The organism is Herbiconiux ginsengi (assembly GCF_900107435.1).
Classification (GTDB): Bacteria; Actinomycetota; Actinomycetes; order Actinomycetales; family Microbacteriaceae; genus Herbiconiux; species Herbiconiux ginsengi.
Window position 1 is genome coordinate 232,040 of record NZ_FNPZ01000003.1, and the last position, 13,412, is coordinate 245,451.

Below are 13,412 nucleotides of genomic sequence, written 5' to 3' on the forward strand. Positions count from 1 at the left end.
ATCGATTATCCCGCGGCGCGCGCGTGCTCAGCCGGTCAGCTGCACGGGCTCCGTGTCGGGGATGGGGCTCGCGTCGCGACCGCGGAGGTCGGGGTGGAAGCGCTTGCCGAGCAGGGGCACCAGGAAGCCGAGGAGGGCGAGCGCGGCCGCCACCACGAAGGCGCCGATCGCCCCGACACCGTCGATCAGGAAGCCGGCCAGTGCCGATCCCACCGCCGCCCCGATCAGCTGTCCCGTGCCGACCCAGCCGTAGGCTTCGGCCGTGTCACTGAAGCGCACGCTCACCGAGACGATCGCGAACATCACGGCGAGAGCGGGCGCGATGCCGATGCCGGCGATGAAGAGCGTGATGGCGAGCCACCAGATGTTGAGCGAAGCGGCGGCGACGGCGGTTCCGACGAAGACGATCGCCATACGGCGGGCGAGCGCCCACGGGCCGATCGGCTTGTGACCGAGCGAGAGGCCGCCGACGAGCGACCCGATCGCGAAGATCGCGAGCACGATTCCCGCCTGGGCGCCGCCCTCGCCGAAAGTGGCGACCACTCCGGCCTCGATGGCCGCGCAGGTGGCGACCAACAGGAACCCGACGATGGTGGCCAGCAACACCGGCGGCTTCTTCAGCACCGCGCCGAGCTTGCGCTTCGAGCGCGGGATGCGCACCCGGCCGAGCTCGGGGCTGGTGAGGAACCAGATGCCACCGCCCACGAGGAACGCGACGGCGAGCAGGATGCCCCACACCGTGCCGATCTGGATCGACACGAACGTCGTGATGACGGGGCCCAGCACCCAGATGATCTCTTGCGCCGAGGCGTCGAGCGAGAACAGCGGGGTCAGCTGCTTCGAGTTGACCATCTTCGGGTAGATCGTGCGCACGGCCGGCTGGATGGGCGGCATCGTGAGGCCCGCGACGAACGCGACCGACATGGCGGCCGGAATCGGCAGCGGCAGCAGCGCGATGGCGGAGATGGCGAAAGAGCAGATGATCATGGTGAGCAGGATGACGCGGCGCATTCCCCACACGCCCATCAGCCGGCTGGTCAGGGGCCCCGCGATGGCCTGCCCGATGCTCAGCGCGGCGAGCACCAGACCCGCGACGCCGTAGGAGTCGTAGGTGTGCTCGATGTGCAGCAGGAACGCCAGCGAGAGCATTCCGAACGGAAAACGGGCGGTCAGCTGAGCAGCGATGATGCGGGCGACGCCGCGCGTCTTGAGGAGGGAGGTGTAGCTGCTCATAACTGATCGAGTCTACGTGGTGTGGGAGGGGTACCGCCCCGCTGGATTCCCGCGATGCGCGGCCTGCGGTCGCGCGTCGCTCGTTGCCGGCGCCGCCGCTGCTGCGGCGCCGGGCGACATGTTCGCGTGAGGTCGCTGACGCGGCCTCGCGCTCACCCTGGGTCGTCGAGCGCGGCCCGCGGCCTGCGGTCTCGTGCCGCGCTATTTCGGTGGCGCGGACTCGGCCTTACCTGGGTCGTTGAGCGCGGCCTGCGGTCTCGTGTCGCCCCATTTGGTGGTGCGGCGTCGCGTTCACCTGAGGGCGTTGAGCGCGGCGCGCGGCCTGCGGCCTGCGGTCTCGTGCCGCCCGATTTGGTGGTGCGGCGTCGCGTTCACCTGAGGGCGTTGAGCGCGGCCTGCGGCCGGCGGGCTCGTGTCGCGCTACTTCGGGGGCGCGAGGAGCTTCGTGAGGCGCTGCAGGGAAGCGGGCTCGGCCGTGCCGAGGGGCTGGGCGAAGAGGCCGATGCGGAGCTCCTCGATGAGCCAGCGGGCGCGCACGAGGTTGTCGGGGGCGTGCGGGCGGAGCGGGATGCTGCCGCCTGCGTCGACGAGGCGCTCGGTCGCCGTCTGCACCTCGTTCATCCAGGCGCGGTCGCGAGCCGGGTTGTCGGGGAGCTTCTCGAGCCGGTAGGTGATGCCCGCGAGGTAACGGGGGAGATGTCCGAGGCGGGCGAGTCCGGTTCCGCTGATGAACCTGGGTCGCACGAGTGCGCCCAGCTGTTCCCGCGCATCCGTGATGGCTGGCAGGAGGGCCATGCTCGTCACCGTCTTCAGCGCGCGATCCGCGTCGCGAGCGGCGCTCAGGATGCGCACGACCGTCGCGACGGTCTGGTCGAGAAGCGGCAGCACGGCTGCCGAGAGCCGGTCGCGAACGGCGTCGAACTCCGCCCGGGTCCAGATCAGGCCGTCGGGGTGCAGCGCCCTCAGGGCCTCGTCGGCGCAGGCGAGCATCGCGTCGTCGAAGAGCGCCTGCACGTTCTGGTAGGGACTCGTGGCCAGCAGCAGCTTCTCGTTCTGCGTGAGATGCTCACGAACGTAGGACGCGGGACTCGGCACCGCGAGCAACAGCAGCCGCAGCACCCCGGCCGGGGTCGCGCGGGCCTGCTCGTCGGCGGTGGCCATGAGGCGCACGCCCACGCTCGACTTCTCATCGACCAGCGCGGGGTAGGCGCGGATGACGCCGCCGTGCTGTCGGGTGTCGACGAACGGGGGGAGATCGCCGATGGTCCAGTCGGTGAGCCCGCTGCGTTCCACCGCGCCTCCGGATGAGGCGCCCGCGATCCTCGAGGCTGCAGACGTGGCTCCGGCCACGGTGGTGGTCTCCGGCTTGCGGTCACGGTCTCGGCGGTCGCCGGCGGTGCGCGCGGCCGGGGCACCCGACGACAACCGGGCGATGCTCGCTCGCGCCGCGTCGGCCAGACGCGCCTGCAGGGCCGTGAGGTCCTTGCCCGCGCCGACGGTGGCGCCGCGCTCGTCGACGACTCGGAAGGTCACCCGAAGGTGGTCGGGCAACCGCTCGCGGTCGAAGTCGTCGGCGGAGACCGGCACGTGCGCGAGCCGCGTCATCAGGGCCGCCAGGCGCGCGAGGAACCCGTCCGTCGCATCCGATCCGTCGACCGGGTCGGGACCGAGCTCGGCGAGCAGGCGCACCGCCCAGTCGGTGGCCGGCACGAAGTTCACGCGCAATCGCTTCGGCATCGAGCGGATGAGCGCGGTCACGAGCTCCTGTCGGAACCCGGGCACCTGTGACTCGAACGCCACCGGGTCCAGACGCGGCAGCAGGGCGAGCGGCACGGTCGCGGTCACGCCGTCGTCGTCGGAGCCCGGCTCGAAGCGGTAGCGCAGCGTGAGTCGTTGGTCGCCCTGCTGCCACTGGGCCGGGAACTCGGTCTCGTCGACCTCGGGCGCCCCCTCGGGCAGCAGGGTGTCGAGCGTCATCGTGAGCAGATCGGGGTCGTCGTGCCGCGCCTTCTTCCACCAGCCCTCGAAGGTGCGCTGCGACACCACGTCGCGCGGAATGCGCGCCTGGTAGAACTCGAACACCGCCTCGTCGTCGAGCAGGATGTCGCGCCGCCGGCTCCGCTCCTCGAGCTGCTCGAGGTCGCGCCGGAACGCCCGGTTGGCCCGGTCGAAGGCTTGCTGCGACTCCCAGTCGCCCTCGACGAGGGCGTGGCGGATGAAGAGCTCGCGCGCGTACTCGGGGTCGACCCGGGCGAACTGGATGCGCCGCCGCGCGACGATCGGCACCCCGTAGAGCGTCACCCGCTCGTAGGCGACCGCCGCGCCCTGTTTCTTCTCCCAGTGGGGCTCGGAGTAGCTGCGCTTCAGCAGGTCGCCCGCGAGCGGCTCGGCCCACGCCGGATCGATGGCCGCGTTCATTCGGGCGAACAGACGACTCGTCTCCACCAGCTCGGCGCTCATGACGGCCGAAGGCTGCTTCTTGGCCAGCGCGGAGCCCGGGAAGATCATGAACCGTGTCTGGCGCGCGCCGAGGTAGTCGCGCTTGGCCTGGTCTCGCAATCCGAGCTGGCTGAGCAGACCCGACAGGATCGACTTGTGGATGCCGTCAGGATTGACGCCCGGCTCACCGATCGTGAGTCCGAGCGGCTTGGCCAGCTGCCGGAGCTGCCGGTAGACGTCCTGCCACTCGCGGATGCGCAGGTAGTTGAGGAACTCGGCCTTGCAGAGCCGTCGGAACGCGCTCGACGACAGCTCGCGCTGCTTCTCCTCGAGGTAATTCCAGAGGTTGAGCAGGGTGAGGAAGTCGCTCGTCTGGTCGGCGAACCGCCCGTGCAGTTCGTCGGCGCGGCCGCGCTTCTCGAGGGGGCGCTCCCGCGGGTCCTGGATCGTGAGACCGGCGACGATCGCGAGCACCTCGCGGCTGGTGCCGGTGCGCTTGGACTCGACGACCATCCGGGCGAACCGCGGCTCGATCGGCAGGCGCGCGAGATCGCGGCCGATCTTCGTCAGCGCCGGTCCGGCATCCTTCGCGGTGGTGATCGCGTTGAGTTCCGACAGGAGGTCGAGGCCGTCTTTGATGCCGCGCGAATCCGGCGGCTGCAGGAAGGGGAAGGCGGCGATGTCGCCGAGACCGAGCGAGATCATCTGCAGGATGACTGCGGCGAGATTGGTGCGCAGGATCTCGGGATCGGTGAACTCGGGGCGCCGCGTGTAGTCCTCTTCGGAGTAGAGCCGGATGGCGATGCCGTCGCTGGTGCGGCCGGAGCGGCCGGAGCGCTGGTTGGCGGAGGCCTGCGAGATCGGCTCGATCGGCAGCCGCTGCACCTTCGAGCGCACCGAGTAGCGGCTGATGCGGGCGGTGCCGGAATCGATCACGTACTTGATTCCCGGCACGGTGAGGCTCGTCTCGGCCACGTTGGTGGAGAGGATGACGCGGCGGCGGACGCCCGGGGTGCTCGAGCGCTGGAACACCTTGTGCTGGTCGGCGGCGCTCAGCCGGCCGTAGAGGGGGAGGATCTCGGTGTCGCCGGAGCGCCCGCCCGAGGTGAGGCGCCCCCGGAGGGCCTCCTCGGCGTCGCGGATCTCGTTCTCGCCCGAGAGGAAGACGAGCACGTCACCGGGCTTCTCGCGCGCGAGTTCGTCGAGCGCGTCGCCGATGGCCTCGAAGAGGTCTTTGGGCTCGCGCTCGCGACCGCCGCCGCTCCCGCTTGCCCCGCCTCTCCCGCCCGAGCCACTTCCTCGATGCCCGCCTGAGGCATTCATCCGCATGTCTTGGCGGGAATCCGCGCCGCCGGTTCTGCCACTACCTGCGGATGAGCGCTCGGCAGCCGCCGTCGAGGGAGCGTCGACGTCGGTGTCGGCGTCCTCGTCCTCGGCGTCGGGGGCGAGCGGGCGGTAGCGGATCTCGACCGGGAAGGTGCGGCCCGAGACCTCCACGATGGGCGCCGGACTGCCGTCGGGCGCCGCGAAGTGCCGCGCGAAGCTCTCGGGGTCGATGGTGGCGCTCGTGATGATGAGCTTGAGGTCGGGGCGGCGCGGAAGCAGCTGCTTGAGGTAGCCGAGCAGGAAGTCGATGTTGAGGCTGCGCTCGTGCGCTTCGTCGATGATGATCGTGTCGTAGCGGCTCAGGAGACGGTCGTGGTTCATCTCGTTGAGCAGGATGCCGTCGGTCATCAGTTTGATGCGGGTCGACGCCGACGCCTTGTCGGTGAACCGCACCTGGTAGCCGACGAGGCCGCCGACCTCCTGGCCGAGCTCCTCGGCTATGCGCTCGGCGATGGTGCGCGCGGCGAGCCGTCGGGGCTGGGTATGCCCAATGTTCCCGCGGCCGAGTTCGAGGCAGATCTTGGGCAGCTGGGTCGTCTTGCCCGATCCTGTCTCGCCCGCCACGATCACCACCTGGTTGTCGCGGATGGCGCGCGCGATCTCGTCCTTCTTCTGGCTGACCGGCAGCTCAGGAGGAAAGACGATGCGAAGAGGAGTGGGGGCAGACATCAGCCTTACATCGTACGACGGGTACGCATCACCCGACGACGACAGCGCACTCGACCCGGCCGCCATGATGGCGCTGCTCAGCAAGCAGCAGCTCAGCGTGCACGACCAGCAGGCGGCCTTCGTCTGGGTGATCGAGCTGGTCTGGGGCCTCGCCTGGGGACTCGGCTTCCTAGCGCTCTGGCTGATCGACGGCGCGAACCCGGTTTCCCGCTCCGGCTGCTCGGCGCGGGTCTCGCGCAATCGAGGGTCGACGGCAGGCGAACCGGGCGTAGGCTCGGAGGGTGACGCAGCACGAGTTCGACGAGTCCTGGCAGAACTGGCACCGGGCGCGGATGCGCACCATCACCGGCCCGCACGGTCTGGCGTCGCTCGTCGCGACGCACTGGCTCACGCCCGAGCCGCAGCGCATCGAGGGTCTCGACGGCGAGTGGTATCTCGACGGCGCCGCCATCGTGGGCGACGACTTCACCATCGAGCAGGGCGGCGAAGCGCTCGTCGGCGGCCGGGTGCTCCGGCACTTCCGCCGCGACGACCAGGTGGCCCTCCGAGTGCTCGATCCGGAAGCACCGACCCGCGCAGCCGTGGCCGAGGTCGACGCCTATATGCCAGACGAGGCATGGGTGTTGACGGGGCGGTTCACCCCGGCCGCGGAGGGGGACACCCTCGCGGTCGAGGAGATCGACGGCTACGTCGAGAACGAGTCGCTGGCCGGAACCGTCGCTCTGGAGATCGACGGCCGGCCGGTCGAATTCGTGGCCACCGGCTCGCGCCAGAGCATGCAGGTGGTGTTCTCGGATGCGACGAGCGGCGACGAGACCTACCGCTTCCGCTTCCTGCGGTTGCACGGGCGGCCCGGCACCGACGAGATCGAGGTCGACCTCAACCGCGCCTACCTGCCGCCCTGCGTCTTCGCCGACTTCTACGTCTGCGCGCTGCCACCGGCGCAGAACCGCCTGTCGATTCCGATCCGCGCCGGCGAGAAAAACGTCGTGACGCGCTAGGGCGGCGCCCGAGCGAATGGGAGGCTGATTGCATGACGAATCGCCTCGCCCACGCGATCAGCCCGTATCTGCGTTCGCACGCCGAGAACCCGGTCGACTGGTTCCCGTGGGGCGAGGAGGCGTTCTCCGCCGCTCGTGCGCGCCGGGTGCCCGTTCTGGTCTCGATCGGGTACTCCACCTGTCACTGGTGCCACGTGATGGCGCGCGAGTCGTTCAGCGATCCAGAGCTCGCGGCCTATCTCAACGAGCACTTCGTGGCGATCAAGGTCGACCGGGAGGAGCATCCGGAGGTCGACACCGTCTACCTCGCCGCCGCCGGAGCCTTCACCCAGGATCTGGGCTGGCCGCTCAACGTCTTCGTCACGCCCGAGGGCAAGGCGTTCTACGGCGGAACCTATTCGCCGCCGACGCCGGCGCAGGGTCATCCGTCGTTCCGGCAGGTGCTCGAAGCGGTGACGGAGGCCTGGACCACCCGCAACGCCGACGTGCTGCTCTCGGCGGACCAGGTTGCCTCGGCGCTCGCCGCCGGGCAGGAGGGGTTGGCGTCCGGTCCCGAGACGGCCGAGTTCGACCCGGCGAGTGTGCCGTTCGACGCGATCGTCGCCGAGCTGGGGCGGTATGAAGATCAGGGGTTCGGCGGATTCGGTGGGGCTCCGAAGTTCCCGGTAGCGCCCGTGCTGCGCTTCCTGCTCGAGGCGGGCACGCCCGCATCGACCGGTCTGGCGACGCGGACGCTCGAGGTCATGGCGGGGTCGGAGCTGCGCGATGCGGTGGAAGGCGGGTTCTTCCGCTACGCCACCCGTCGCGACTGGAGCGACCCGCATTATGAGCGGATGCTCTACGACAACGCCCTGCTGCTCGACGCCTACACGACGCAGTGGGCTCTCGATCCCGCACTCCCGTGGGCGCGAGAAGCGGCGGAGGGGATCGCGCGTTTCCTGCTCGAGGTGATGCAGTTGCCCTCCGGCGGATTCGCGTCGGCGCAGGATTCGGAGAGCACGGTCGACGGATCGCGGGTCGAGGGCGGCTACTACGCGCTGGACGCCGAGGAGCGCTCCCGGCAGGTGCCGCCCGCGCTCGACGAGAAAGTGCTCTCGGGCTGGAACGGCCTGGCGATCGGAGCGCTCGCCCGCGCCTCACTGGTGTTCGGGCGCGACGACTGGGCGATGGCGGCGGAGCATGCTGCCGACTACCTCGTCGAGGCGCACATCTCCGCGTCGGCCGACGGTGCCTCGACGAGGGTGGCCGGCACGCGGCTCGTGCGGGCCTCCATCGACGGGCGGGTCTCGTCGGCCGCGGCGACGCTCGAGGACTACGGGATGCTCGCCGACGGGCTGCTCCGGCTTGCGGTGGTGACGGGTTCGGTGCGCTACGCGACGGTGGGCCGGATGCTCGTCGACGCGGTGCTCGACGTGGTGGTGCTCGATGCGGCCGCGGCCGGCGACGGCTCGCTCGCGCCGAGCTCGTCGGACGCGATGCGCGACGAGACCGTGCCGGGTGGCGGGAAGCGCTCCGCCGGCGCGACGGATGAGGGGAGCGAACGCGAGCCGCTCGGCCACTCCGCGGCCGGCGACGCCCCGACGGGCGCCGCCGCGACGGAAGCGGGCACTGCCAGCGAGCGTGCCGCCGCCCCCGTGTTCCGCGCGCCCGGCGGCGGCGACCCCGTGCTGCGGGCGCAAGGTCTCGCCGTGGAACTCGACCCCTCGGAGGGCGCATATCCGTCGGGAACCAGCGCCACCGCATCCGCCGCCCTGCTGCTGCACACGCTGACGGCCGACCCGCGCTACCGGCAGGCGGCGCTCACCGCCCTCGCGCCGCTCGCGGCCGAAGCGGCGGCCCGCCCGATCTCGTTCGGTGCGACGCTCGAAGTATTCGCGCGAGCGGCCCGGCCGGCCGAACAGCTCGTGCTCATCGAGCCCGACGCCGGCCCGGGCCTCGCCGCGGAACCCACCGAAGCCCCCGACCACGACGCCACCATGCAGGCCGACGGTCTCCGCGCGGAGGTGCGGATGTGGTCGGGTGCGAACGTCGTCGCCATCGCGACTGAGGCGGAAGCCCGGATGCTCGCCGAGGGCGGCTTCGACCTCTTCGCCGACCGCGTGGCCCGCGACGGGCATCCGACGGCCTACCGCTGCTTCGACTTCGTCTGCCGCCTCCCCGCGACCTCGGCCTCGGCCCTCCGGGCCTGATTTCTTGCCCCTAACGGCCCCAAAAGGCGCGATGAAGGGCGGGAAGCGGCAAGAAGTCGGAGTGTTCAGACCGTGGTCACGAGGGGCGCCTCGGGGTCGGCCGCCCACTCGTTGAGGGAGCCGTCGTAGACGGAGACCTGCTCCTCGCCGAGCACCGTCAGCGCCAGCGCCGCGGAGGCCGCCGCGATACCCGAACCGCAGTAGGTCACGACCCGCGATGTGTCGCCGGCCAGTGCCGGAACGAACTTCTCGCGCAACGCGTCGCCCTTCAGCAGCGCCTTCGTCGAGCGGTCGGCGAGCCGCCCCGCCGGCACACTCACGCTGCCCGGGATGTGTCCGGCTCGGGTGCGCGGCGAGGTCTCGCCGGTGAAGTCGGTAGGAGGCCCGGCGAACACGAGGGTGGCCGGGAAGTCCGTCGAACCCGCCACGATCGCCTCCACCTCGGCCTTAGAGGCCCAGAGCTCCGGCCGCTCGACGCCGACGAAGACCGCTCCCGACGACGGGAGCACGTTGCCCGTCTCGGTGGGGCGCTCCTCGTCGCTCCACTTCGCGAAACCGCCGTCGAGCACCGCGACCCGGTCGTAGCCGAAGGCCCGGAACAGCCACCAGAGCCGTGCCGCCCACTGACCGGCCACCGAGTCGTACACCACGACGCTGGTGTCGTTGTCGACACCGACGGATGCCGCAGCCTCCTCGAACTGGGCGAGCGAGGGGCGTGCGAAACCGAACGACCCCTCCGCGTCGGAGAACACGTCGAGCAGGTCGGCGAAGACCGCGCCCGGAACGTGCCCGGCGAGGAGGTACTGGTCGAGACCGCTGAGCCACGCGGTTCCGGCCCCGGCCGGAGACGCGATCGGCAGCACGGTCGCGTCGAGCACGACGAGGCCCTCCGACCCGAGGTGATCGGCCAGCCACTGCGTCGACACGAGGGGCGACGTCAGCAGGGGCGAGAGGTGAGAGCTGTCGGTTGTGGTCACGGCTCCACGGTATTCGTTCCCACCGACACGAGCCTGGGCATTGCAATAGAAAGTAACGAGAACGTAACGGTGCGTCGGCCGACCTGGCGAGCATCCGGATGCGCCCGCTAACGTGGCGAGGCCGCGCATCCGCGTCGCCCCCACCACAAAGGCCGAAAGGACAGAGCTCGTGAAAAGCACGAATCGCGATTACCAGCTCACGAAGCGCGATGAGCGCGTCCTTCAGCACGTCGACGTGGTGCACACGATCTAGGCCGACCGGCCCCGATCGCCCCGCACCCGTCGTGGTCCGGGGCTTTTTTCATGCCTCCCGTCTCTCGCCCACCCCGGGCCGGCGGCCCCGGATCCCCTGGGCACACCAGAGAGAAAGGATCATGGAAAAGATCACCGACCGCTTGTTCTCGTGGGCAAGCATCCTGGACGAGAACGCGAGGGCGCAGGCACTCACGACGTCGACCATGCCGTTCATCCATCCGCACCTGGCCCTGATGCCGGATGCCCACCTCGGCCTCGGCGCGACGGTGGGCTCGGTCATCCCGACGCTCGGTGCCGTCATCCCGGCTGCCGTGGGTGTCGACATCGGCTGCGGAATGATCGCCGTGAAGACGCAGTTCGTACGCGGCGACCTCACCGGCAACCCTCGCGGGCTGACGGAGTTGCGCGAGCAGATCGAGCGTGCCATCCCACTCTCGGCCGGCGGAGCCAACAACAAGATCGTGGCCACCGCCGCGCCGCGAATCGCGGAGTTGGAGGCGCTCGCGGAGGATGCCGGGTTCGACCCGGCGCACTCGGCGAAGCACTGGCGGCAGCAGCTCGGCACGCTGGGCTCCGGCAACCACTTCATCGAGGTCTCGGTCGACGAGGCGGACGCCGTGTGGCTGTTCCTGCACTCGGGCAGCCGGGGTGTGGGCAACCGGATCGCGGGTCGGCACATCAAGGTCGCCCAGGCGTTGATGGAGCGGTACTGGATCACGCTGGCCGACCGTGACCTGGCTTACCTGGTCGAGGGGACCGATGAGTTCGACCGATACATCGCCGAGTTGCGGTGGGCACAGCACTACGCGCTGCTGAACCGCGAGGAGATGATGGACCGCGTTGTACGCCAGGTGAGCGAGTGGATGGGCGCGCCGGTCGACGAGATCGAGCGGATCAACTGCCACCACAACTTCACCGAGAAGGAGCGGCACTTCGGCAAGGATGTCTGGGTCTCCCGGAAGGGCGCGATCATCGCGACCGACGGGGCTCCCGGACTCATCCCGGGCTCGATGGGCACGGCGTCGTACGTGGTGGAGGGGCTCGGCAACCCGCTGGCCTTGAACTCGTCGCCGCACGGCGCCGGGCGGGAGTACTCGCGGTCGGCGGCTCGCAAGACCTTCACGCACGAGCAGTTGCGGGAGGCGATGACGGGCATCGAGTTCCGCGACACGGATGCCTTCATCGACGAGATCCCGCAGGCCTACAAGCCGATCGACCGGGTGATGGAGGATGCACGCGACCTCGTGCGCATCCGCCACACCCTGCGGCAGCTGGTGAACGTCAAAGGCAACTGACCATCGCTTACACGCCGCTGTCACCCGGGACCACCCCACGACAGCGGCGTGTAAGCGCCCGGTAAGCGGCCCGCTTCACACTCGAAGAGAACTTCACCCCACGACAACGATCGAAAGGAGATCGAATGCCGAAATCACGCGAATGGGCGGTCGAGGCCCACGGCCTCGTCAAGGTGTTCGGCGACAACCGGGCGGTCGACGGCGTCGACCTGAGCGTGCGCACCGGAACGGTGTACGGCGTGCTCGGCCCGAACGGCGCCGGCAAGACGACGACGATCCGCATGCTCGCCACATTGCTCAAGCCCGACGGCGGCGACGCCACGATCTTCGGTCACGACATCCGTCGCGAACCGCAGATCGTGAGGCAGCTGATCGGCGTCACCGGACAGTACGCCAGCGTCGACGAGACGCTCAGCGCCACCGAGAACCTCGTGCTCTTCTCCCGCCTGAACGGCCTGAGCCGGGCCGACTCGCGCCGCAAGTCGGCCGAGCTGCTCGAGGAGTTCGGGCTGAGCGAGGCGGCCAAGCGGCCGCTGAAGAACTTCTCGGGCGGCATGCGCCGTCGCCTCGACCTGGCGGCGAGCCTCATCTCGCAGCCGCCGCTGATCTTCCTCGACGAGCCGACCACGGGTCTCGACCCGCGCACGCGCGCTCAGATGTGGGACACCATCCGCCGGCTCGTCGCGACCGGATCGACGGTGCTGCTCACCACGCAGTACCTCGACGAGGCCGACCAGCTGGCCGACCGCATCGCGGTGATCGACCGCGGCATCGTGGTGGCCGAGGGCACCGCCGACGAGCTCAAAGGCTCCGTCGGGTCGTCGTCGCTGCTGCTCAAGCTCGCGGATGCCGCGAACCTCGAGCGGGCGCGGCTCGCGATCCTCGACGTGCTCGGCGTGGAATCGGTGCTCTCGCCCGAGGCCGGCCGCATCACGGCGCCGATGAGCGACCCCGACACCGTCACCGACCTGCTGCTCCGCCTCCGCCAGGAGGGGATCGCCGTCGCCGAACTGTCGGTGCAGCAGCCCACTCTCGACGAGGTCTTCCTCGCCCTCACCGGCCACTCGGCCACGGAGGAAGAGGAGGCCGACGCGGCCGCAGCCGAGGCCGAGGCCGGCAACCCCGAACGCGAATTGGAGGATGCGCGATGAGTTCGCTCACCATCACACCGGGGGTCTCCCGCACCCTCAAGAACCACGTCAGCTTCGGCCAGACCGTGCAGAACTCGTTCAGCATGGCCTGGCGTGGGCTGCTCAAGATCCGCCGCACGCCGGAGCAGCTGATCGACGTCACACTGCAGCCGATCATCTTCACCCTGATGTTCTCGTACATCTTCGGTGGAGCGATCGCGGGAAGTGTGGCGGACTACCTGCCCACGCTCATCCCGGGCATCCTCGTGCAGACCGTCATCACGACATCCGTCGTCACCGGCGTGCAATTGCGCGAAGACATGGACAAGGGCGTGTTCGACCGCTTCAAGTCGTTGCCGATCGCGCGGATCGCGCCCCTCGCGGGCGCCCTCCTCGCCGACACCGTGCGGTATGCCATCGCCACCACACTCACCTTCGTGATGGGTTTCGTGCTCGGCTACCGGCCCGAGGGCGGCATCGGCAACGTCATCCTGGCGGGGCTGCTCGTCATCGTGAGCTCGTGGGCGATCAGCTGGATCTTCGCGTTCTTCGGTGTCATCGCCCGCAGCGCGTCGAGCGTGCAGGGCATCTCTTTCCTCGTGCTGTTCCCGCTGACGTTCCTGTCGAACGCGTTCGTCAACCCCGACACGATGCCGCCGTTCCTGCAGTGGTTCGTGAACATCAACCCGGTGTCACACCTCGTGACGGCGGTGCGCGACCTCGCGAACACGGGCATGTGGACGGTGGATGCATGGCTGTCGCTGCTCGGCGCGGCCGTGATCGTCGCGATCTTCGCGCCGCTCACCGTGCGGGCCTACATGAAGAAGGCCTAGGCGCT

General features: G+C 69.8%; 8 protein-coding genes. 5 read left to right on the top strand and 3 right to left on the bottom strand.

All coding sequences use genetic code 11. The annotated features are described in order from the left end of the window. Positions 1-27 precede the first annotated feature (27 nt). Together BLW00_RS13840 and hrpA are read right to left on the bottom strand one after the other, a co-directional pair. Positions 28-1,233, bottom strand: a complete 1,206-nt coding sequence (locus BLW00_RS13840) for an MFS transporter (protein WP_092555140.1) — start codon at positions 1,231-1,233, stop codon at positions 28-30. A 420-nt stretch (positions 1,234-1,653) separates the two neighbouring features. Then, positions 1,654-5,727, bottom strand: a complete 4,074-nt coding sequence (hrpA, locus tag BLW00_RS13845) for an ATP-dependent RNA helicase HrpA (protein ID WP_092555142.1) — start codon at positions 5,725-5,727, stop codon at positions 1,654-1,656. Between the two features lie 281 nt (positions 5,728-6,008). On the opposite strand from hrpA, the gene BLW00_RS13850 reads away from it, so the two are divergent. Both BLW00_RS13850 and BLW00_RS13855 read left to right on the top strand, forming a co-directional pair. Then, positions 6,009-6,728 carry a DUF1684 domain-containing protein gene (locus BLW00_RS13850; RefSeq protein WP_092555144.1) on the top strand — a complete coding sequence of 240 codons (720 nt, stop codon included), beginning with the start codon at positions 6,009-6,011 and terminating at the stop codon, positions 6,726-6,728. 32 nt (positions 6,729-6,760) lie between these two features. Then, positions 6,761-8,917: a thioredoxin domain-containing protein gene (locus BLW00_RS13855; RefSeq protein WP_092555146.1), complete on the top strand. Its 2,157-nt coding sequence runs from the start codon at positions 6,761-6,763 to the stop codon at positions 8,915-8,917. 65 nt (positions 8,918-8,982) lie between these two features. Here BLW00_RS13855 and BLW00_RS13860 read toward each other — a convergent pair whose 3' ends face one another. Continuing rightward, the gene (locus tag BLW00_RS13860; protein ID WP_175494279.1) at positions 8,983-9,894 is read right to left on the bottom strand and encodes a sulfurtransferase; all 912 of its coding nucleotides are present in this window, start codon (positions 9,892-9,894) and stop codon (positions 8,983-8,985) included. A gap of 374 nt (positions 9,895-10,268) precedes the next feature. On the opposite strand from BLW00_RS13860, the gene BLW00_RS13865 reads away from it, so the two are divergent. The 3 genes from BLW00_RS13865 to BLW00_RS13875 all read left to right on the top strand — a co-directional run bounded on the left by BLW00_RS13865 (position 10,269) and on the right by BLW00_RS13875 (position 13,407). Continuing rightward, on the top strand, positions 10,269-11,444 hold the full coding sequence (locus tag BLW00_RS13865; RefSeq protein WP_092555150.1) for an RtcB family protein: 1,176 nt from the start codon (positions 10,269-10,271) through the stop codon (positions 11,442-11,444). Positions 11,445-11,569: 125 nt separating this feature from the next. After that, entirely contained in the window at positions 11,570-12,595 is a 1,026-nt protein-coding gene (locus BLW00_RS13870; RefSeq protein WP_092555152.1) for an ATP-binding cassette domain-containing protein, read from the top strand. After that, positions 12,592-13,407, top strand: coding sequence for an ABC transporter permease (locus tag BLW00_RS13875; RefSeq protein ID WP_092555154.1), 816 nt, complete (start codon positions 12,592-12,594; stop codon positions 13,405-13,407). The genes BLW00_RS13870 and BLW00_RS13875 overlap by 4 nt, the downstream gene beginning before the upstream one ends. The last annotated feature ends 5 nt before the right edge of the window (positions 13,408-13,412 follow it).